Source organism: Candidatus Bandiella numerosa, assembly GCF_029981845.1.
In the GTDB taxonomy this organism is placed as follows: Bacteria; Pseudomonadota; Alphaproteobacteria; order Rickettsiales; family Midichloriaceae; genus Aquirickettsia; species Aquirickettsia numerosa.
The window spans coordinates 603,787-626,282 of the sequence record NZ_CP104164.1 but is presented as its reverse complement, the minus strand read 5'-3'; the positions used below and the strand labels follow the sequence as shown (position 1 = coordinate 626,282).

23 protein-coding genes and 1 pseudogene are annotated in these 22,496 nt (G+C 30.2%); 5 read left to right on the top strand and 19 right to left on the bottom strand.

All coding sequences use genetic code 11. The features are described 5' to 3' along the window. Positions 1-64: 64 nt before the first annotated feature. The 4 genes and pseudogenes from rpmF to N3Z17_RS03025 all read left to right on the top strand — a co-directional run. Positions 65-253 (top strand): annotated as a pseudogene (gene rpmF / locus N3Z17_RS03040) (50S ribosomal protein L32); the annotation flags it as partial. 122 nt (positions 254-375) lie between these two features. Continuing rightward, on the top strand, positions 376-1,464 hold the full coding sequence (gene plsX / locus N3Z17_RS03035) for a phosphate acyltransferase PlsX (RefSeq protein ID WP_282472534.1): 1,089 nt from the start codon (positions 376-378) through the stop codon (positions 1,462-1,464). Continuing rightward, a complete protein-coding gene (locus tag N3Z17_RS03030) occupies positions 1,461-2,423 on the top strand; it encodes a beta-ketoacyl-ACP synthase III (protein ID WP_282472533.1) in 963 nt (320 codons plus the stop codon). Before plsX ends, N3Z17_RS03030 begins: the two co-directional genes overlap by 4 nt. Before the next feature lie 74 nt (positions 2,424-2,497). Continuing rightward, a complete protein-coding gene (locus N3Z17_RS03025; RefSeq protein ID WP_282472532.1) occupies positions 2,498-2,971 on the top strand; it encodes a hypothetical protein in 474 nt (157 codons plus the stop codon). Between the two features lie 181 nt (positions 2,972-3,152). Here N3Z17_RS03025 and N3Z17_RS03020 read toward each other — a convergent pair whose 3' ends face one another. The 16 genes from N3Z17_RS03020 to N3Z17_RS02945 all read right to left on the bottom strand — a co-directional run bounded on the left by N3Z17_RS03020 (position 3,153) and on the right by N3Z17_RS02945 (position 19,535). Next, positions 3,153-3,728: an RsmD family RNA methyltransferase gene (locus N3Z17_RS03020; RefSeq protein ID WP_282472531.1), complete on the bottom strand. Its 576-nt coding sequence runs from the start codon at positions 3,726-3,728 to the stop codon at positions 3,153-3,155. Between the two features lie 13 nt (positions 3,729-3,741). Continuing rightward, on the bottom strand, positions 3,742-4,716 hold the full coding sequence (gene mltG / locus N3Z17_RS03015; RefSeq protein ID WP_282472530.1) for an endolytic transglycosylase MltG: 975 nt from the start codon (positions 4,714-4,716) through the stop codon (positions 3,742-3,744). 3 nt (positions 4,717-4,719) lie between these two features. Next, entirely contained in the window at positions 4,720-5,328 is a 609-nt protein-coding gene (locus tag N3Z17_RS03010) for a ribonuclease HII (protein ID WP_282472529.1), read from the bottom strand. Between the two features lie 8 nt (positions 5,329-5,336). Beyond that, positions 5,337-7,331 carry a transketolase gene (tkt, locus tag N3Z17_RS03005; protein WP_282472528.1) on the bottom strand — a complete coding sequence of 665 codons (1,995 nt, stop codon included), beginning with the start codon at positions 7,329-7,331 and terminating at the stop codon, positions 5,337-5,339. Positions 7,332-7,343: 12 nt separating this feature from the next. Then, a complete protein-coding gene (locus N3Z17_RS03000) occupies positions 7,344-8,246 on the bottom strand; it encodes a ribose-phosphate diphosphokinase (protein WP_282472527.1) in 903 nt (300 codons plus the stop codon). Next, complete coding sequence (locus N3Z17_RS02995; RefSeq protein WP_282472526.1) at positions 8,224-8,988, bottom strand: beta/alpha barrel domain-containing protein; 765 nt, start codon at positions 8,986-8,988, stop codon at positions 8,224-8,226. Before N3Z17_RS02995 ends, N3Z17_RS03000 begins: the two co-directional genes overlap by 23 nt. After that, the gene (locus N3Z17_RS02990) at positions 8,989-9,372 is read right to left on the bottom strand and encodes a phosphoribosyltransferase (RefSeq protein WP_282472525.1); all 384 of its coding nucleotides are present in this window, start codon (positions 9,370-9,372) and stop codon (positions 8,989-8,991) included. It abuts the gene before it with no gap. After that, positions 9,350-9,988 carry an orotidine-5'-phosphate decarboxylase gene (gene pyrF, locus N3Z17_RS02985; protein ID WP_282472524.1) on the bottom strand — a complete coding sequence of 213 codons (639 nt, stop codon included), beginning with the start codon at positions 9,986-9,988 and terminating at the stop codon, positions 9,350-9,352. The genes N3Z17_RS02990 and pyrF overlap by 23 nt, the downstream gene beginning before the upstream one ends. Before the next feature lie 10 nt (positions 9,989-9,998). After that, positions 9,999-10,820: an amino acid--tRNA ligase-related protein gene (locus N3Z17_RS02980; protein ID WP_282472626.1), complete on the bottom strand. Its 822-nt coding sequence runs from the start codon at positions 10,818-10,820 to the stop codon at positions 9,999-10,001. Positions 10,821-11,198: 378 nt separating this feature from the next. After that, positions 11,199-13,196 (bottom strand): MFS transporter, encoded by a 1,998-nt coding sequence (locus N3Z17_RS02975; RefSeq protein ID WP_282472523.1) that lies wholly within the window; start codon positions 13,194-13,196, stop codon positions 11,199-11,201. Between the two features lie 113 nt (positions 13,197-13,309). Beyond that, positions 13,310-13,645, bottom strand: coding sequence for a HesB/IscA family protein (locus N3Z17_RS02970; RefSeq protein WP_282472522.1), 336 nt, complete (start codon positions 13,643-13,645; stop codon positions 13,310-13,312). Beyond that, on the bottom strand, positions 13,642-15,030 hold the full coding sequence (locus N3Z17_RS02965) for a UDP-N-acetylmuramoyl-tripeptide--D-alanyl-D-alanine ligase (protein WP_282472521.1): 1,389 nt from the start codon (positions 15,028-15,030) through the stop codon (positions 13,642-13,644). Before N3Z17_RS02965 ends, N3Z17_RS02970 begins: the two co-directional genes overlap by 4 nt. After that, complete coding sequence (rpoN, locus tag N3Z17_RS02960) at positions 15,027-16,373, bottom strand: RNA polymerase factor sigma-54 (protein ID WP_282472520.1); 1,347 nt, start codon at positions 16,371-16,373, stop codon at positions 15,027-15,029. Before rpoN ends, N3Z17_RS02965 begins: the two co-directional genes overlap by 4 nt. A gap of 45 nt (positions 16,374-16,418) precedes the next feature. Next, positions 16,419-17,714, bottom strand: coding sequence for a tRNA lysidine(34) synthetase TilS (gene tilS / locus N3Z17_RS02955; protein WP_282472519.1), 1,296 nt, complete (start codon positions 17,712-17,714; stop codon positions 16,419-16,421). A 17-nt stretch (positions 17,715-17,731) separates the two neighbouring features. Then, entirely contained in the window at positions 17,732-19,240 is a 1,509-nt protein-coding gene (locus N3Z17_RS02950; RefSeq protein WP_282472518.1) for an ankyrin repeat domain-containing protein, read from the bottom strand. Continuing rightward, positions 19,233-19,535: a DUF2497 domain-containing protein gene (locus N3Z17_RS02945; RefSeq protein WP_282472517.1), complete on the bottom strand. Its 303-nt coding sequence runs from the start codon at positions 19,533-19,535 to the stop codon at positions 19,233-19,235. The genes N3Z17_RS02950 and N3Z17_RS02945 overlap by 8 nt, the downstream gene beginning before the upstream one ends. 67 nt (positions 19,536-19,602) lie before the next feature. Between N3Z17_RS02945 and N3Z17_RS02940 the strand changes: the two genes are divergently transcribed. Continuing rightward, entirely contained in the window at positions 19,603-19,947 is a 345-nt protein-coding gene (locus N3Z17_RS02940) for a hypothetical protein (protein ID WP_282472516.1), read from the top strand. Here N3Z17_RS02940 and murD read toward each other — a convergent pair. From murD to queF, 3 genes are read right to left on the bottom strand one after another with little or no spacing between them, the layout of a single operon-like run. Beyond that, on the bottom strand, positions 19,916-21,295 hold the full coding sequence (gene murD / locus N3Z17_RS02935; RefSeq protein ID WP_282472515.1) for a UDP-N-acetylmuramoyl-L-alanine--D-glutamate ligase: 1,380 nt from the start codon (positions 21,293-21,295) through the stop codon (positions 19,916-19,918). The two genes, N3Z17_RS02940 and murD, sit on opposite strands and share 32 nt — an antisense overlap. Continuing rightward, positions 21,292-21,666, bottom strand: coding sequence for a YraN family protein (locus tag N3Z17_RS02930; RefSeq protein ID WP_282472514.1), 375 nt, complete (start codon positions 21,664-21,666; stop codon positions 21,292-21,294). The genes murD and N3Z17_RS02930 overlap by 4 nt, the downstream gene beginning before the upstream one ends. 18 nt (positions 21,667-21,684) lie before the next feature. Further along, complete coding sequence (queF, locus tag N3Z17_RS02925) at positions 21,685-22,494, bottom strand: NADPH-dependent 7-cyano-7-deazaguanine reductase QueF (RefSeq protein ID WP_282472513.1); 810 nt, start codon at positions 22,492-22,494, stop codon at positions 21,685-21,687. Between the last annotated feature and the right edge of the window lie 2 nt (positions 22,495-22,496).

Sequence of the window (22,496 nt, the reverse complement as noted above, 5' to 3'; positions counted from 1 at the left end):
CTAGCATTTGGAGTGAATTTATTATATAAGTGGATTCAATAAACAAATTAAGTTGTACGAAATTATGGCTGTACCTAAGCAAAAAACATCCAGATCAAAAAGAAATAGCAGAAGAGCGCATGATGGAATAAGTAAAGTTTCTATTTCTTTCGATTCAGTAACTGGTGAACCAAAATTGCCTCACCATTTATCTTTAAAAGATGGCTATTACAATGGTAAACAAATGGTAAAGCCGAAGGGGAAAAATAAGGAAGCAGACAATAGTCACCCAGGAAGTAAAGAACCTAAAGTAACCAAAGAAAAAACTAAACAAATTAAAACTGATAAGAAATCAGAATTTCCTTCTGAAACTAAGGATAAATAATAAAATCAATTATGTCTAATAAGACTATTATTAGTATTGATGCCATGGGTGGAACTAATTCACCTGATGCGATCATAGAAGCTATAGATGGGTTTTTTAAGTCTCATGATGATGTAATATTTACACTATATGGCAAAAAGTCTATTGTTTTGCCTAAAATCATTGATTACAACTTCCCAGAAAATAAATATAAATTAATTGACAGTGAAGTTGCAATTTCTGATGAAGATAAACCAGCCACAGCATGGAGAAATGGCAAAAATTCTAGCATGAGAAAAGCCATAGAAGCAGTTAAAAACGGTGATGCACATGCGGCAGTTTCATGTGGAAATACTGGTGCACTTATGCTAACATCTAAAATGGTATTGGGTAGTCTTGAACACATAAAAAGGCCTGCTATTACGGCTATATTTCCAAGTATAAATAATAAAGGCACCGTGTTGCTTGATATGGGAGCCAATTTAGAATGTAATGAATCACATTTATTTCACTTTGCACTAATGGGAATCTGTTTTGCAAAAGTAATTTTAAAAATTGAAAATCCTAAGATAGGCATATTAAACGTTGGATCGGAAATTACTAAAGGTAGAGAACTAGAACTCAAAACATATAAAATTCTCGAAAAATCTGGTTTAAATTTCCATGGATTTATAGAAGGACACGACGTGGTGAAAGGCAATATAGACGTACTGGTTACAGATGGATTTTCTGGTAATATATTCCTTAAGGCCTCAGAAGGAGCAGCAAGTACATGCATAGATTTAATACAATCATCTATTATGAATGGAGGATTAGTAACAAAGTTTGCTGGATTACTTTTAAAATCAAAAATAAAAGCATCTCTTAAAGTTATTGACCCAAACAAAAATAATGGGGCTATGCTTGTTGGATTAAAAGGAATTGTAATAAAAAGTCATGGCTCTGCAAGTGCAGATGGGATATATAATGCTATTAATACAGCTTATACATTAGTAAAAAATAATATAAATGCCAAAATATCACAAGAACTTGAGATATTCGAAGAAAAAGGTACAGGATTAAATTTTGTTGATAAGATAAAGCAAACCTCAGCAAAAATATTAGGAATTAAGAATACATGATTTCTTCAAAAATAATTGGTGTAGGAAGTTATTTACCAGAAAAAATTTTAACTAATGCTGATTTAGAGCAAATATTAGATACTTCTGATGAATGGATACAAACTAGAACAGGTATAAAAAAAAGGCATATTGCAACAGAAGACCAAAAGACTTCCGACTTAGCAACATTAGCAGCGATTAATGCGTTGAAAAACGCAAATATTAATCCGAATGATTTAGATGCTTTGATATTAGCAACAACAACGCCAGATCTAGTTTTTCCGGCTACTGCTGTAAGAGTTCAAAATAATATAAAGATGAATAGAGGCTTTGCCTTTGACATACAAGCTGTATGCTCTGGCTTCTTGTACGCTCTTCAACTTGGTGATTCACTTATTAAATCTAATAAAGCAAGAAGAGTTGCCATAATTGGTGCAGAAACAATGTCAAGAATCATAGATTGGACCGATAGATCAACTTGCGTGCTATTTGGTGATGGAGCTGGAGCAGTTATCCTTGAAAAAACTGATGGCAATGATTCTTACGGCATTATTGATATCGAATTATTTTCAGATGGAAGTCTTCAAAATATTTTGGCTGTTAATGGTGGCATTTCTTCTGGTAATTTAAATAAAAAAATTGAGATGAATGGTAGAGAAGTTTTTAGATATGCTGTTACTAAAATGCCAGAATCAATCAAGTCTATTGTGAATAAAAACCAATTAAATTTAGAAGATTTAGATTGGATTTTGCTACATCAAGCAAATGAAAGAATAATAAATGCTGTTATGGATAAGCTTAACATCAACATAGAAAAATCAGTCTCAACAGTACCACATCATGCAAATACTTCAGCCGCGTCAATACCTCTTGCCCTTGACCATTACATGTCTAGTGGAAAAATCAAAACAGGTGACTTAATAGCCCTTGCTGCTGTAGGTGGTGGGTTAACCTGGGGCTCCGCTCTGTTGAAAATTTAATTAAATATTTATTGAATTGATAATTGTCTTGTGGTTTAATTACCACAGGAAAATGTATTATATAATTAACAATTATGGCAAGAATTTTATTTGCACTAATATGCGTTTGTTTAATAGGCTGCAATACAAATGTTACGAAAAATGAAAAATTTGATACAAATAGTAGTAATCCATTAAAAAACAAGATTACCTATACACTTGTATGCACTAAAATACCTAATGCGCCTGATGAACTTTTAATAGAATTTTATAAATACGCTTATAATTTGGATAAATATAAAAATAATAGCAGTATTTCCGATCAAGTACGGGAAGATAATAAATTAAAAGGTGTAGAAGTAACGTTAAAAATATTATCTGAAAATAAGCAAGAAATTAAAATTGATAAAATACAAGCTATTGAGGATTTGAAGCTTATTTTCAATGGAACTGATTCGAACAATATTTATCAAGATAAGATGATACACAAAATATTAAATCTTCCAATTCATCGAGCTGCAAATGTTATTCGTCTATTATTAAAAACTGGATGTGAGCTATATAAGTAAAAATACACCAAAATGAACTTTCCTCAGGATAAATTTTGATCTAGACTATAAAAATAAACATGAGGTATCTGCAGTAAATTCCGTTTATGTCGGAGAATTTACTGCATTACAACCATAATCCAACTCATTATAAGTTGGATTATAATCACGAATTCCAGTTTTCTAAAATCAGCTTTTCAAGCTATAAATTATTCTTCAACCTGAGGGCAGAAACAATGCAATTCCCATAATGCTTAACAGAAATCACTTCATGATTTACCAATGCAGATGAAGAAATTTCTCTTGGCGTTTCAATTATTAATAATGAATTTAGATGCAAAAAATTATTAACTGAATTTAGTATATCGATAGTAATTGGGACATTATACGGAGGGTCTAAATATACAGCATCAAGCAATATTTTTTCTGATATCTCTAAATTCAAAATATTAGACCTAACCACTCTCCAATTTGGAGCATCAACTTTTAAAGTTGCTAAATTGTGCCTTGTTATAGCTAAGCTTTCATAATTATTATCTAAGAAATATACTTGCTTAAATCCTCTGGAAATCGCCTCAATACCTATAGTTCCTGTACCACAACACAAATCTAAAAATGAAGATTCTTCAATTATCAAATCATGCTTTGCAAAATAATTGTATATGATATTGAATACAGATTCTCTAATTTTGGAGGTGGTTGGTTTAATAGTGGCAGATGCACCTTTTACGTTACTAACGATTTTTTTATTTTTATATTTTCCCGCAATAACTCTCATAATTATTAACTATTCATTTACTCCTAATTTTTTCAATATTTTGTAAATGCTGTTTATAGCTACTGGCAAATATATGCTTACCAGAACCATCAGCTACAAAATATATATCATTTGTCTGAACTGAATGAAGCACAGCTAAAATTGAAGATTTACCAGGATTGCATATTGGCGTTGGAGGTAATCCAGCATATAAATAAGTATTATATGGAGAATCAAATTTTAAATCAGCATACGTCACTTTTCTACTAAAATTACCCTTTTCTGAGATACCATATATAACTGTTGGATCAGCTTGTAAAGAAATTTTCCTCTTTAACCTATTTAAATAAACAGCTGCAATATATGGTTTTTCCTCATCTAACTTTGCTTCTTTCTCAACTATCGAAGCTAAAATCAATGCATCAAATGGACTACTTAGCTCCTCTGTATTGGCAACATCTCTTTTCTCCCATTCTTCTGAAATTATACTTTTCATTTTCAAATTCATTGTATTTAATAGCTCACTTATCTTTGTGTTATATAAATAATTATAGGTATTAGGGTAAAATTCTCCTTCTTTGTATTTGTTAAGTTCGGCTTCATCATTAATAACACCATGTTGATTTCTTAAAATTTCGAAAATTTGAAAATTTGTCAATCCTTCTGGAATGGTGAATTGATGAGTTACTACTCTACCATTGGATATTTTATCAAATATCTCTACAAGGTTTGCACCTTTTGGTATCTCATACTCACCTGCAACAATCCTTTTTCCAAGTAATCCAAAACTTCTAGCATATGAAATAAAAAATAATTTATTCCGTATAATCCCAGCTTCTAAAAGAATGCCAGAAGTGCATTTGATTGAGCAAGATTTCGGAATTATTATGACTCTATCCTCGATATTTTTTTGACTAAAAAGATTTATGTATATGAATGATGCAATGAAAACTTTAAACAATATAGCCAACACTCCCAACAAATATATTTTTCTAGAAATTTTTATCATTTATTATCCTATTATTTTTTTTAAAAAACTTTTTCTATGATATGGCGTAATACCAAATTTTTTAATTGCATCAATGTGTTGTTTAGTACCATATCCTTTATTTTGTCTCCATAGATAATGTGGATAATCTTGATCTAATTTATCCATAAACCTATCTCTGGTGACTTTAGCAAATATTGATGCTGTTGCTATTGATAATGACTTACTATCTCCACCTACTATAGTACTTATATTATCCATTGATTTATCAGGACTAATATTACCATCTACAAAAACATAGTCAAATTTATGCTCTATATTATTTATAACCCTCCTCATCGCAAGTAGCGAAGCCTGTAAGATATTCATCTCCTCAATTTCTTCAACACTGCTAGATTCAATCAAATAATGGCAATGTTCCTTCAAATAGGTAAAAATCTTTTCTCTTTTGCTGGGGGTAAGTTTTTTTGAATCATTTATCTGTAAGGTATCAATATTATCGTTTAAAATGACCCCTGCAACAACTACAGGTCCAGCAATACAACCCCTACCAACTTCGTCTATACCAAGTATTATGCCTCCAATTTTCTTTTCGTATGAAAAATCTGGTTTTAAAGATATATTATTTCGCATAAACAGCTCTAACTAGCAGGATTAACAATTTTTAAGATCCTCTTTGAAATTTTTTCTACAGTCAATTGAAAATATTTGTATAGATCTTCTATTGGAGCAGATTTACCAAAATCATCCATTCCAAAAAATGCCCCATGTGGACCAATAATTTTGGACCATGATTGCTCACTACCCGCTTCTATTGCAACTTTTAAAGTATTATTGCAAAGAATAGCCATTTGATATTCAAGGGTCTGTTGCCAAAATAATTCTTGGCAAGGCACAGAAATAACCTTACTTCCAATCCCATTTTTCTCCAAATTTTTTGCTACGTCTAAAGCAATAGACAGTTCTGAACCACTAGCAAAAATAGATATAGAATGTGCTTCTTTTGACTGATATAGAATATACACCCCAAATGCGACTAAATTTTTAGTATTATTAACATTAATGTTATTCCTCAACTGAGGTAAATTTTGTCTACTTAGGCATAATACTGCAGGAGTGCTTGTTTCCTTTAATATTAACTCCCAGCATTCAGCTGTTTCTATTGCATCAGCTGGTCTGTACACATTTAAATTTGGTATAACCCTCAAAGCAGATAGATGCTCAATAGGTTGATGAGTTGGCCCATCTTCTCCAACTCCAATTGAATCATGCGTAAATACCAACACAACAGGCAATTTCATCAAGGCTGCCAATCTGATAGACGGTCGGCAATAATCTGAAAATACTAAAAAAGTACCACCATATACTATATATTCACTGTGTATCTTTATACCATTCATTATTGCAACCATTGCATGCTCTCTAACTCCATAATGGATATAATTACCCGAATAATCATTTTTAGAGAAAATTTTTTGATTAGCAGATTTTGTTCCATTTGAACCTGATAAATCAGCTGAACCTCCAATGCATGCTTCGGTATTTGAGCAAATTATATCTATAATTTTATTTGAACTTTTTCTGGTTGCTTCAGAATTATTAAAAGTGATTAACTCCTTCTTATACTTATGTATCTGATCTAAAAGATGATCTAAATTTTTATTTTTAGCCTGATTTTCTAAATATGCTTTTTTATGAACCTTTTCCCAATGCGAATAATCAGATAAATTTCTTTTATAAAAATCTCTCCATATTTTTAAAATTGTAGCAGGAATTGTGAATTTATCATGTTGCCAATTAAATTTCCTTTTAATTAAATCAATTTCTTTATCGCCTAAACATTTACCGTGTGATTCTTCCGAATTTTCAAAACTAGGTGACCCATAGCCAATTTTTGTCCGACAAGCAATAAACATTGGCTTGTCACTTTTTTGCGCAGAATTTAAAGCTTTCCATATTGTATTTGGATCATGCCCATCTATTGAAATTACATTCCAATTATAAGAAGAAATTCTGGAAAGCGTCATATCTGAAGTTGTCAGTGAAGTTGGGCCGTCAATTGAGATTTTATTATCATCAAACAAAATCACCAAATTGTTTAATCCCAAATGTCCAGCAAGAGACATTGCTTCATGAGAAATACCTTCCATCAAACAACCATCTCCTACTACTACATATATTTTATGATTTATTATATCTCCTAAAGAAGCGTGCATTTTTTTTTCTGAGATTGCCATTCCCACTGCATTTGCCAAACCCTGTCCTAAAGGACCTGTGGTAGTTTCAATACCTAATTCAGGATCAAATTCTGGATGCCCAGGAGTTATAGAGCCAAGTTTTCTAAATTTCTTTAAATCAGAAAGTTTATATTTCTCGTAACCTGTTAAAAATAACAAACTATAAAGCAAAGCCGATCCATGACCTGCTGATAATATAAATCTATCTCTATTAGGCCATGTTGGATCATACGGATTAAATCGTAGAAAATATTGAAATAAAATTGTAGCAACGTCCGCAAAGCCCATAGGCATTCCTGGATGACCAGATTTAGCTTCTTCTACCATTTCAATTGAGAGAATTCTGAGTGCTGTTGTCAATTGATTATGCAAATCTTGCTGGATAATATTTTTTTCCATTAGTAGTTAAATTTAAAAATATGATTTTATACAGTTAATTATTGGGGCACTAATATCAACTATTTGCATTTTAGATAAATATAGTTGTTTGTAATCTGTTTGTACACTATTTGATATACTGAGTTTATTAATTTTTGATAAAATTTTATCTAAATTAGGGCTTTTTGCCTCAATTAAGTTATGAGTAGCAATTACTTCAATACTTTTTGCGCCTAAGGATTTTAAAACATCTATTGCATTTATTATAGTTTGACCACTTCCAATAATATCATCAACTAGTATGCAATGCATGTTTTGCACATTACCCATTATACCATTCATCATTACATCATTCTTTTCATCTCTTTGTTTATATATTACTGCAAGAGGAGCATTTAAAAATTTGCTAATACTTGTACTTCTAATTTTTCCACCTATGTCTGGTGAGACTATTACAGCCTCTGCTTTATCATAATTATTGAAATTTAACTTAAATAACTCAAGCATAGTAATATTTTTAACAGGAATTCTGAAAAAACCTTCTATTTGGCTTGAGTGCAAATCGATAGTAATCAATGTATCAATGCCAGCTGCCTCAAGTAACGAAGCTATGCATGAAGCAGAGATGAAATCCTGATCATTCTTTTTATGATCCATCCTACTATATGCAAAATATGGAATAATAGCATGAACTCGCTTTGCCCCCCTTTTCTTTGAGGCATTTATTAAAAATAACAACTGTAGCAAATTTTCATTAATATTTGGAAATAATTCATGAGTGATTAACACATCTTTTTGATACAAATCATCATTTATTTTTATAATTAATTCTTCATCAGAAAATTTATCAATTACACGATTGACAATTGTTAAACCAATTTGATTTGATATTTGTTTAGCTAATTTTAACGTATTATTGCAATGTAATATGTTCATAGTCATTTTTATAATCTTTTAAAAATTTATTTAATTTTATCGGGTGGAGGAATAATGTTGAAACTGAAAAATGTTCAGCTCCTTGTTGTTGATACATCCTTAAATCCTCAATTGATTGTATCCCACCTCCTCCAATAATTTTTATCGAATCTCCAAACTTAGATTTAGCTTTTTGTATTAATTTTAAATACATTTCTTGAATTAATTTTCCTGAAAGCCCTCCTCTCTTAGTTGGGAAAGAATTGAACAAGTGAAAATACCGCACTCCAGACTGAATATAATAATCAATCATATCTAAATATGTTTTAGAAGGTGGTATCTTAATTATAATCTCCAAATCAAGATTCCTTAAAAGATTAACTTCATTATTGGTCATAAAATTTATCTTTGCATTGGGACAGCTGATATTCACTTCTATAGCTTTAATATTAAATTTTTGATTGTTTATATAATCCCTTAATTTAACTAAAAAAACAGACATATCTTTTTTATCCATCAAAGCAATAGAAAGTATTTTACCTTCCACTTTAGACAAAGTTAAATTTTGAATACCAGGATTCCTTAATCCTATAGAATTTATCCATCCGACTTTTCCATTTTTACAAACTGGTCTTAGTGTTTTTAAATATCTATTATACATACCAATTCTTTTTTGTGCTGTGTAAGTTCCACAAACAGAAGTTGCATAACTTAGGTTAATAACATTTCCAAACGGAGGAGAAATTATCAAAGGGTCAAACATCTATTGAAAGAACTCATGCATTTTAAATACCGGCTGAATCCAATTTGGTGAATCTCCTCTTGCATATACTACAACTCCAATAATTTTATCATAATTTTGATTTTGAAATTTTAGCTTTGCCTCTTCCATGGAGCCTCCAGTTGTTAATACATCATCAACAATTAACAAATTATTACTGTCATTTGAAATATATTCTTTTAACGCTTTTTCAAAAGGTATACCGCCTCTTGGCACGCCATAAACATCTTTAAATTTTATTTTATCTGATACAATTTTTGCAAGAGTTTTATAATCTTCCTTAGTAATTGCATCGCATTCAATTTTAAAATAAGAAATTCCACCTGAATGAAGCGTAAATTTTTTATATTGAAACAAATTGGTCATAATACTCCTTTGCAATTTTATTTGGTTCGTTTGAATTATATATTGGTCTTCCCACAATTATATAATTAGTATTCAATTTTTTCGCTGTTAGCGCATCAACAGTAGCTGAATGGTCATTATCCTCATAATTATTCCTTATGCCAGGGGTTGCAAGATTAATCTCATCTTTAAAAATTTCTCTAAAATCTTTAATCAAAAATGGAGGGCAAATAAAATTATGACCTCCAAGTTTAATTATTTGCTCTGCCCTTTTTATTATCACTAATTTATCAAAATCTAATGTATCACTGGATAAATGCATAACGAAATATGGTTTACAAGAATGTTCCAATGACATTTTTATTGTTTCATCCTGGCATGCTGATGAAATTGTAAAAATTTGCAAATTATTTATGCTCTTTGCATAGCCTAATATCGCGTCTTTTACCGTTGACGTAATATCAAAAAACTTCAAATCAAGCATGATAGGCACACCAAACGTTTTCAGTTGCTTGATATCAAAATTTGAGATGGCTATATGCCCAATTTTGATAAAACTTAAATATTGATGAGTTTGATGAATTACTTCATTTGCTTTGGTTAGATTTTTAATATCAAGTGATATAATTAAGGACATAACTGGCAGATTATATAATGTTATGAATTTCCAAGGCTCTTATCAATCTTGTCATCCCAATTCCTCCTCCAAATCTAGGAAAGAATTTTAAATTTAAGAAGCTATCCAGTTCGTATTTTATTCTTTCTTCACCAAATTTTGCATATAATAATTTTGCATATTCACCATTACTGATAGTATGGAATTTTTCATACATATCTTCTGGATCAGTTGATCTCTCGGCACTTCCTATAGTTTCTTGTCCTTCAATGATAACATCAATTTTATTAGCAATATCTCCAACCATTTGCATATTCCAAAAAGGACTTGTATAAAGTGGGAAATTCGTAAGGAAAATTACAGGGCCATATTCTTTGAGCATTTGTGCTTCATGCTCGTTTTCGATTATATTTGTTTCATATTTTTTTGCCATATCTAAATATTTTTTTTCTGGAATTTTATCAATATCTTGAATTCCTAAAAAAGCAATTAACTCTTTTTCCATCTTTTTTAAAGCTTCAAAACCACCATGAGATTCAAATTCAAACATTGGAAAAATTGTTTTATGCCTACCAGGTATTGGATTTGGTTCATTCCTATAGGAAGTTGATAAACAAAAATAACCAGCTACATCTGGTTTGCTAAGTAGTTCGTATTCTAGCCACATTTGCCCAGTTTGTGGCAATGGCCAATCTTGTCCCTTATAATGAAAAGTTTGGATTGTTTTTGGGTCCTCACACGCTGCGAGGATACTCAATCTACTTTGAGTATGAGTTTCGATATAATTTTTGCCCAAAAAAAAAGACCTTAATAAGCTTAAGGTCTTTTGAAAGCTTGAAGCTGATACTACCATATCAGTTCGATCGTAGAAGCTCGAGGGCGTTAATGGATTTGCTGTCATATATTACCTTTTTTTTATTTTTTACCTAACAGGCGATGGTATTGATATAAACTTATTTGTCAACTGATAATTTAATTAATTGTTGTAAAAATATTGTTTATAATAGGCACGGTATGATTTTTAGAGCCTTTATTATGATCTAATTTTTATTAAAAGATAATTTTTAGAATCGTAAAAGTGCGCTATATTCTGTAATATAATAAAAACTCTATACCTTTCAAATATTTATAGCTCGGGGGTCAGATATGTAGTGATAAGGAGTGATGAGCGAAGTGTAGTTAAAACCTACATAAGCGAAGAATGGCGATGTCAATAGTTATCTGAATTATGCTATACATCTTCATTTTTCTTCTTTAAAACGCCACAACTATACTTAAACATCTTATTTTCAAGATGAACTTTGCCATGTATACCAAGCTTATCTCCTATTATTGCAAGAAGCTTTATAAAATGATTATTACTTTCTTCTGCCATTTTCCTTTGCTTTTCTGGTTTTAAGCCTTCAATTGTCTCCAAATTATGCTCTCTATCCATTTGCTTTATCAACAATGCCTCTATGTCATCAACACTTTGCAATCTACCTAACATTTCCTCAAATGTTAATTTGATATGCTTTCCATTTTCAAATCTCTTATTTGTCAACATATCTACCATTTCTGCTATTCTAGCATTAAACTCTTTCTCTATAATATCAACAGTGCATTCTGAATCCTCAAGCAGTATTGAAGCAACTATCACATCAGTTTTGCAATAGTGCTCTGCCACCATCTCTGCAACCTTTAGAGGATGGGAATAAAAAGGACGATCTCCCGTCTTTCTCATCTGTGTGCCGTGCCACTTTTTTGCAAATATAATAGCTTTTTCTATTAATTTCATGTTAAGTTTTCTGTTCTCCTCTTTGCTTATAATTTCCAATTTGTTAAGTAGCGCTTCTGAATATTCACACCTATTGATAAATGATTTATATTCATCTCCCATTTCATATTCATACTCTTCTTCCTTTCCCGCTGTATCTTCATGTGGAAAATCCTCATTCGGGTAATTGTGGTATCTGCCTGTTTTAATTTCTAGCTCTTTGAGGTAAGAAAGGCTCCATAAAAAGCCTATGATACACGGTATAAAGAAAACTAATATAGCATAATGCCCCATGTATTTTGAAAGAGGTGGTAACCCAAACGATACTACAGCCATCCCTAAAGCAGTAGCAACACCAAATGTGGTTGCAACAATAGCAAAGCGTCTCTCTACTGGGAAATGTTTCATCCACATTGCTTCAGCATAAAATGAACCTATAAATGCGTTTATTATAAATTGTAAAAAAATTATTAAAATCAAATTTTTGATATTTTCAAGAAAATATGGGACAAAAGGTATAATAATAGCAACAATAATTAAATTGAATTTCAAAATTCTTATGGGATGATATTTCTTTGAAAAAAGTGCTAATATAATAGGCGACAAAGAACTAAGCATTGCTACTATAAGGTTATGCTTTATAACATCAGCAGGGCTCATTCCAAGAGAATTTTTCATAAATATACCAATATAAATATATGAAATATAAAAACTAATTGAATCTATTGCTATGCCAAAAAACATTGCAATCACAGCTTTTTTATCGTATTTTACCTTTTTGCTGGATGTGTAAATTTTACTTTCACTCAGTTCTTCTTTTAACTTCATCCTTCTTTTATAATCCGCAAAATCAGGTGTTTCCCTGAGCCTTGTTCTTGCAAAAACTCCAATCACGGCAATTACTGCACCTATCCAAAATGCTAATCTCCAATTAAAATCCGCAAATAATGCAAATGAAGCAATAATTAAAGCAAACAGACTGCCAATGCGTCTGGCAAAATCAATAATACCGCTTGCCACATACCTATTGGGAGATTTTAAAAATTCATTCATATATATCAAAGCTCCCATAGCTTCACCAGAAGTCGAAAAACCTTGTATCATTCGGCACAACATTACACCAAGTGTTGCATATATCCCAATTTCTGCATAAGTTGGAAGTTTTGCCATTACTAGGCATGCTGCAGACATTAAAAATGTGGTTAATATTATAGTAGCTTTTCTACCCATGGCATCACCGATTTTACCAATTATAAAACCACCTATTGGTCTTAAAAGATAAGTAGAACAAAAAGCAAATGTGGTAAGTAAATGTGTAGCGGTTGGATTTGATTTTGGAAAAAATAAGTCATTCAATAGAACTGCCATATGGACATATAGCATCATGTCAAAGTACTCTAAAAAAGTACCCATCGATAGAATGCCAACAGCCTCTTTTTGATATATAGTAAGTTTGCTATTATTAGCTGACATGATAATTTATTCCCAAAAATTATATCTACGAAGAGGCTTGCATATATAAATGCAATTATCAAGTTTTTTTTAAAATTTATATGTAATTAAAGTTGTATTGCTGTAAAAATTTATTATAATAACACCGACTCACCACAACCACACTTACCCTTTTCATTTGGGTTGACAAAAACAAAGCCTGATTGAATCTTTTCATCCACATAATCAAGTTTTGTTCCAAAAACTTTCAATACAGCGTTCGGATTGATAAAAACTCTTACACCTTTATCGTTGATTTCTTCATCAAGTTCTTTTTTCTGGTAAATATATTCAAATTTATACTTACTGCCTGAGCAACCACCAGTTTCTACATTTATACCAATACCTATTGGCTTTTTGCTATCTTTTTTAAGTAGCTCCTTAATATGATCAGCAGCAGAATCAGTAATTGAGATTATATTTTTCTTCATTTCTTAAACTCACTTTTTATTTTATCAACAATCAACTTCATGTTCATACTTAAAGAACCCTTCACCAATAATATATCATCTTCTTTTAGATAATCAGTAATAATCTCAGCCATCTGAGCAGAATTTTCAGTACGCGCCCCCCTAATATCTTGATTGGAATGATTATATAAGTTCTCCATTAATTTACCAACGCAAAAAATTTTATCAACACCATCAAGTTTAATATTTTTATGAAAATCTATCTCTTTACCACCCAATTCCTTCATATCACCAAGTATAGCAATAACACGAGAATTACAAGCTTTTAGCGATTTTAAATTTTGTATTGCAGAAGCTAACGCCTCAGGACTTGAATTATAAGATTCATCTACTAATTTCATGTTACCTTTTAAGTCAATTACTTCACCTCTACCAGATTGAGGTTTAAAATTTTCAAGAGATTTTTGTATTGAGTTTAGATCAAGATTTAAAGAAGTAGCACAGATAAATATAGCTAATGAGTTAAATATTAAATGCTCCCCAACATTAATGCCAAATTTCTGTGTATAATCTTTATTATAGCAATTAATGTGAGCTATTTTATACGTTTTACTGTTGCTATCTATATTTTTTATATAACAATTCGCTTCTGAATTTTTGCCAAACGTACAAATTTTCACTCCATACTCTTTAGCTTGATTATTTTGGATTTCAAAGTGATTAGAATTGGAATTTAATATACCAAAACCAGATGGCGCAATATTTTCAAAAATTTCTGATTTTGCATAGGCAATTTCCTCAATAGAGTTAAAAAATTCCAAATGTACTGGGTGTATATTAGTTATAACAGCTATATTAGGATTAGCTATTTTGGTAAGATTTGCAATTTCTCCTTTAGCACTCATTCCCAATTCCAATATACAAAAATCAACATCTTTAGGGCAGCTGATTAATGACAGAGGTAATCCATAGTGATTGTTCAAATTCTTCTTTGTTGCAAATGTTTTTCCACATAATGAAAGTGCTAACCTAAACATTTCTTTAGTACTTGTTTTTCCAAGACTACCTGTTATCCCAATTACCACACCTTTTAAAGACTTTCTACGGTATAGTGCAAGAGAATTTAGAGCCTCTAAAACATTATCAACTTGTATTACTTTTTTAATGTTTACCAAATTCACTTCCCGAATATCGTCTGAGATACACACGCTAGCTCCTTTTCGTATTGCGTCATCGATAAAATCATTTCCATTAAAACTCTCTCCTGATAACGCAAAAAACATATCACCTTTCTCAATTGTTCTTGAGTCAATTGAAATTCCTGTGATTGGAGTTAGAAATTCACCCTTCACAATTTTATTTAGAGCTTCGCCAACTTCATTTATATCCCACAAAATTTCCTTCATTTTTGCACACTCATTTTTCTTAGCCTTTTTCTAATTGCTGATGATGGAATTTTCATAGACTCTCTATATTTAGCCACAGTTCTGCGTGAAATCAAAATGTTATAATGCTCTTTCAGTATATTACTTACAGCCTCATCTGACAATATATTATTATTTTCTTCACCTGAAATTACATTTTTTATCTTGTTTTTAACCGAGGTACTGGAGTGATGGCTTTCTGTAAACTCCGCTTTGATTTTTGAAGAAAAGAAAAATTTTATTTCAAATACTCCATGAGGTGTCTCAATAAATTTATTACTTATTCTACTTATAGTACTTTCATTTACTTCAAGCTTTTTTGCTATATCTGTAATTACCAAAGGTTTTAAAAAATTCACCCCATTTGCAAAAAATTCATACTGAAATTCTAATATTTTTTCAGCTACATTTAGTAACAATTTTTTCCTTTTACTTAATGCATTGACAATTTCAATTGCTGTATTTTTCCTTTTTAAACAAAACTCTTTTTCATCAGAATTTAGATGTTTGCTGTTAACATAATTTTGATAAAAACAATTCGGAATTGCGTTATCATTCAAAACTGGATAAAAACCATACTCTTTATTACCTCCAATCATAATTTCTGGTATTGCCATTTGAACACCAGTAGTGATGAAATCTCTACCAGGTTTTGGATTGAGCTTTTTAAGCTCCGAAATTAAATTTTGTAAATTCTCCTCACTGATTTCACAGGCCTTTTTTAAGGATTTGAAATCCAACTTAGCAAGTAAATCTAAATTATCTAGGAGTTTTTGAAATTTCTCATCATATATATTCTTTTCGATTGCCTGCATTTTTAAACATTCTTCCAAATTTATTGAAAAAACCCCTAACGGATCAAATGTTTTTAATATTTTAATGACAGCCTCAATTTTTTGAGCTGGAATTTTTAATTCTTCCGCAATGCTTTTTTCTGATTTTCTGAGATATCCATTTTCATCAAGCATATCTGTCATATAATAAGCAATTAATTTATCATCATTATTTAGTAAAGTTAGATTTATCTGAGACACAATGTACTCTTTTAAAGTTAGAGATTTATCTACTAATTTAGAAAGCAATTCCTCTTGGTTAAAATTATTGTCTCCTCCAGATCGCTCTTTATGAATTGACACTTGATTAATGGAGTTGTTTTCAAAATTCATACTATCATCCATTTCTAAAAATGGGTTTTCTATAATTTCTTTTTCAATAAAATTTTTAAGGTCAATTGTCTGCATGCTAAGAATATTTATAGATTGTTGCATATTCCTGGATAAAACCATTTTTTGAGATAGTTTTTGTATTTGTTTTTGTCCTTGCACTTCTATAACATATCTTGATCACGTTGATGTAAAATTCTACTGCTTTTAACAATAAATTTCAAAAGAAGATTTCGGTAATATATGGACAACTTTGATTTTAATACCTAGTTTAAGTATATTTGTTGAATTTATAATATTACTTAGTGGCAATATATATATACCTTTTCTCTCTGAAAATATTATCGGAGTAGAAAATATTATATCTCCTGGCACTTTATGAATGAAATTTTTTGGTTTAATTTTATGCCAGAAATCTTTTGTTAATTTAGAAATTTCAAAATCTTTAGTATTAATTGAAATTTGATATCTCTTATCCCATAAATTATCGCCTCTTAATAATGGCTTTTTTGATTCTATATATTTTGATTCCCTATAAAAATATATTATTTTGTCATGAAGTAGGATTTTGCAATTGGATAAAGTAAATTTTTCGTTACCAATTTTTTGTAAATTTGCCAACGCAATTTTCAAGCTATCTAATCTACTAGGATATAGCACTTGCTCATTTCTAACATATCTTATTATATGGTTTATCAATCTTAATTGGATCTCTTCATCTAAATTATTAAAATCAGCTTGATTTATGGATATACATCCCAGTTCTCCAATAATGCAATATTTTTTGAACATTTCAGCAACATGGGAGTGAATAAAATTTTTTGCTCTTTTTGCATTATCAGAAAGTAAATTTAACCTATCAGTAAGTTGAAAATCTTTATCTAGTTGAGTAATTAAATTTCTAACTTTGACTCTATCAAATTTTGTATTTTTATTTGATTCATCCTCAAACCATAGTAAATTTTCTTTCTTTAAAAAATTTAAAATCTGAGTTTTTGTGTATGCTAAAAGTGGTCTAATTATATTTATTTCATTCATAATAATTAAAGAATTAATTCCACTAATACCATCAATTCCACTACCCCGTAATATTCTTAATAAAACTGTTTCTGCTTGATCGTCATATGTGTGCGCAACGAATAAGTTCTCTATTCCATTCTCATTACAAAAATCACAAAGCATTTTATATCTAACATTTCTTGCTTCTTTTTGAATGTTAGATTTAATTTCATTATGGTTCCAAGTTAATACAGTGTGGTTAATGCCATATTTTTCTAAATACCCATAAATATTATTAGCCTCTATTGTAGAGCCCTTTCTTAATTTATGATCTACTGTAATTGCAACTAACGATATGTTGTTTTGTTTACAAAATTTATTTAATAAGAAAGTTAAACACATGCTATCCGCTCCTCCTGACAGGGAGACAGCAATTTTTTTAATTTTTTGTAAATTTATAAAATTAGTTAATTGATTATTGAAATTGGTATAATTCAGCTCCACACTTCAAACTTATAAAATTATTTCTTTTTAGGTTTTTCATTTATTTTTCCTAAAACACCTTGTGATGAATAATTAGCAAAATTTTTATCGGCTATTTCTTTCTTATTTTTTTCAATCCGCTCCTTCTCTTCATTTGATAATTGATATGGAATAACATTTTCAGAGATACCTAAAAGATGAAGATGTTTATTATGCTTCACCGTCTCTATAATATCTAAGATTTTATTGTATCTGTTTTTCTTGGCTACTGCCTTAGCATCATCTTTATAATTATTTTTTATCGCCTCATCTGCTCCAACACTCAATAAGTATGTGACAAGTTGAGGATTATTATTTCTTACCGCTAAAATTAGAGGTGTGTCGCCATTATGATTTTGTGAGTTAACATTGGCTCTATTTTGAAGCGAAAATTTTGCCCCTTCTATAGACCCTAAAATACAAAAATCAATCAAAGCATCACTTGCATCCTTTCTTGTGTCAAAGATGTCACTAATTACCATATTTTTATAGTTGGGCTCAACATAATCGAAAAAAGTTTTGTTATATTTATCTTGAAGAAATATATCAGTATCAGCACTTAATAAAATTCTTAGCGCCTTTAGATTGCTTGTTATAGCAGCTAAATGTAATGCAGACATTTTATTAGAAGTTACAACATTTAAACTTGCCCCTCTTAATATCAGGTATCTTAAGGAATCCAATTTATTATTCTCCACAGCATACATTAATGGTGTGTATTCATTAGCCTTGTTTTGCACATTAATATTTCCTCCTTTAAGCAACAACCCTTTAATTGCTCCAATATCTTGCTCATTAACTGCAACAAATAACAATTTTGAAAGCTCATCTTTAAACATAAATTTAGGCACATTAGTTTTTGCACCTTTTTTTTGTATATCTAGCAAATATTGAGGAGGCTTCACATCATAACTATAAGGCTTTCTCCTCATGAAATTCTTTTGATTTAGGTTGTTGTCAATATCCTCTTCTGGTGCAGCAAAATAGGTAATAGATTTTTTAACTTTCTGTTTTGGGATTATTTTTGCCGGCAGAGTTTTTGGTTTTTTAACTACTTCAGTTACATTCTTTTTATCCATTATATTGCTAAGTTTTTTACTAACCTTCTGCTTCAATTCTTGCTTCTTATTATTGTGCATCTTTTTATCCTCTACCTTGTCTGCCTTCACATTAATTTTTACATCTGGCTTCTCTTCCGGTTTCGGTGGCGATGGCAATTTCACATCTGGCTTCTCTTCCGGTTTCGGTGGCGATGGCAATTTCAAATCTGGCTTCTCTTCAGGTTTTGGTAGCGATGGCAATTTCAAATCTGGTATTGATTGTGAATTAGAAGTATTGGATAAATCATTATCACTAACTTTTTGGTCTAAATTTTGGCCAATATTTATACCTAATTTTTTAGCTTGCTCAATAAAATCACTTGAAAACCCGGAATCTGCAAGAACACTATTTAATAAAAAATTCTGCAATATTAAAAAATAAATAACAATAAAAAATATTCTATTCATCTTTGGGAATAATTTTCTTTATCTCTTTGTCAACTAATTGCTTAACAATTGCAGGTAGATTATCATTAAGCCACTTCGTTAACTCTGGCCTCAAAATCTCTTTAACTAATTCTTCTACTGATCTACCATTACTAAGAGTACTACCTAACTCATTATCATTATCATTATTACCATTTTCATCGTTAACAATGTTAATTAGGTCTAAAGTATCAAAATTAACATCCTTGAGTTTATTATTAACTAATTCATCTTTCAGATTATACAATTCTTGTGAAATCTTCTTGCTGTCTGACAAAATAAACCTTATTACAAATTTTATTCTTAATAATTATTATCAGTATTGTTGATTTTAGTCTACTTTATTGTCATTAGATTTTAAATTTGAAGAAACTGCATCAATATCAATTCTACTATATAAAATGAAAGGCGTAATAATCTCTCCAATTGGCATCGACTTTGTTCATTCCTCACTAACAAAGTCATCGATAATAGTCACTATTGGAATATTGGCAATGCAAGCTATAGCTATATCACTTATATTTGAGGAATTTTTTCCATTTAGTTATAAATATCAGTATAAATTAGGAATAATACTAGGAACTTTGTATTCATTATTTAGAGGAATAAAAGCTGTTTCATTAACAGATTTTTCCAATTTCTTACTTTCAAAAAGCTTTAGAGAAACATATCAAAAACCAAATCTTTAAATCTGTCACCCCTTTCTTCAAAATTTTTCCATTGGTCGAACGAAGAGCAACAAGGAGAAAGCAAGATAGTGCCATTTTTGACTGTATCTCTGATTTCACTTAGAGCGTTTTCAATTGTTTTGCTAGTAGAGTATGGTATTTTATTCTCTTTCAATACCTGTACAAATTTGTCTGCATCTTTGCCAACTAAATAGCAGTGCCTCACTTCTTTAAGATGATTACAAAGCTCATTTGTGCTTTTTTCTTTAAATATTCCTCCTGCAATCCAGTAAATATCTGTAAAGGAGTCTAAGGCTTCTTTACAAGAAGCAATATTTGTAGCTTTACTATCATTAATAAAAGTTAGGTTGTTAGTTTGAAAAAACAATTCCATTCTGTGAGGCAATCCAATGAATGAATTGAGTGAATTAACAATGTTTACAGGTTCAATTTTAAGTGCTCTAGCTGTTGCATATGCTATAGCTATGTTTTCGGCATTATGAGAACCAATTAAACTATTGGGCACCTTGAGGTTAAAAATTTTATGTTCAAAATAATTATCATAAATTTTGTCATTTATCACAGAGATACCGCCTTCTAAAGCTTCTTTACTAGATACTGGTATAATTTTCTGCTTGTTTATCAGCTTGAGTTCCTTAAAAATTACTCTATTAACTTCATTATTCAAAGATATTACAGCAAAATCATTTTCATTTTGATTATGGAATATTTTTGTTTTAGCATTTTTGTAATCCTCAAAGGTCTCATATCTATCTAAATGATCAGGGGTAATACTGAGAAGTGATGCAATATTGAATTTATAATCTCTCATTAAATCAAGTTGATAAGATGATAGTTCAATAACATAATGCTCTGTTGCATTATTAAAATGTGGAAGACTTAACACAGGAGTTCCGATATTACCTCCTAGAGCTGATTTGTAGTTATTTGCACTTAAAATGTGATAAATTAGAGATACCGTGGTTGATTTACCATTCGTTCCAGTAACTCCAATATAATTAGCTACCGGGCATACCTTAAATAATATATCAATATCTGTGATAATTGGAATTTTATATCTTTCGCAAATTGAAAATATTTTATGCGCAGTAGGATATTTATAAGGAACTCCAGGACTTACAATTACAAAATCTAATTTCTTAACATCGAATGGATCAATTACATTAGAAAAATGAATATTCTTATCTTTATTTATTGTTTTTTTGATACGTAAAATGTTTTCCTTATTATCATCCCATGCAAAGATCTGAGTATTCTTTGTTAAAAAGGCATTAAGAGAATCAACGCCCGTTTTACCCAAACCGAATATTCCGATTTTACAATTATTAAAGTTGGTTAAATCTATCATAAAACTCCCATTAATTGGCTTTCACTCACTCCCCATGCATTCTCTATATATTTAAATCTACCATATTTATCAATCAAAAAACAATCAAATCTCATCTGAAAATTTTTAAATTGATGATATTGGGATAGAAAATACATTGCAACTTCACAAGATCTAGTTTTCTGTTTATTCAGTATAATATCGTAATTAGGGATGGTTTTTCTATTTTTTACCTCAACAAATATCAATAAATCATCTTTAGATGCTATTAAATCAATTTCACCATATATTGTTTTATACCTATGTTTTAAGATACTATATCCTTTATTTTTTAAATAATTACTTGTGATAATTTCAGCATTTAATCCAATCTGGTAATTAGATAATTTCATTTTTATCAAAGTAACGAATCATTGTCTAAAGGTTCTAATATTTGCAGGTACTGGATAATCCATTGTCGATCTATAAGGGTTTATATCTATCCCACCTCTTCTAGTGTATCTCCCATAAACCTGTAAATAATCTGGCCTGCACCTTTTGTCTATTTCCATGTATATTTTTTCTATACATTGCTCATGGAATTCGTTTAAATTTCTTAATGAAAGAATATAATTTAAAAGGGTAAAACGATTGATCTTAGGTCCCGTGTAAATAATCATCAATGTTCCCCAATCTGGTTGAAAGGTTACAGGACAATTGGATTTTAACAAATTACTATATATTTTCTCATTTTTAACAGTTATTCCATTGATAGTGCCAATAGTGGGATCGATAGAGTTTTGATTATAGTATTCATCAATATTTTCGCCCTCAGGCAAAAATGAAATAATTTGTTTATTAATATCAATTAATTTTACCAATACATCAGTTTTTAGTTTATTTGATAAATCACATTTAATAGTTTCTTCTACGTGATTTAAAGAATTAAAAACAGTATTGTTAAATGAATTTAGATATAATTTTAGGGATTTAGATTCCACTAAATACTCTGACCTACATGAATATATTATTTCTGCAGTAGAGATTTCTGGCCTACCATTCAGTGCTAGCCAGGAGAGCTCATATGCATTAAAAATATCATAACCATAAAATGGAGGCGTCTTTTTATTAATTCCAATTTCTTTTCTTTTTGTCGCCCTTTCAATAGGGAATATCAATGAATTATCATATTCATCTACATAAGTAGATTTTTTTCCAAGTGGTGACAAATCAGCCATCATAA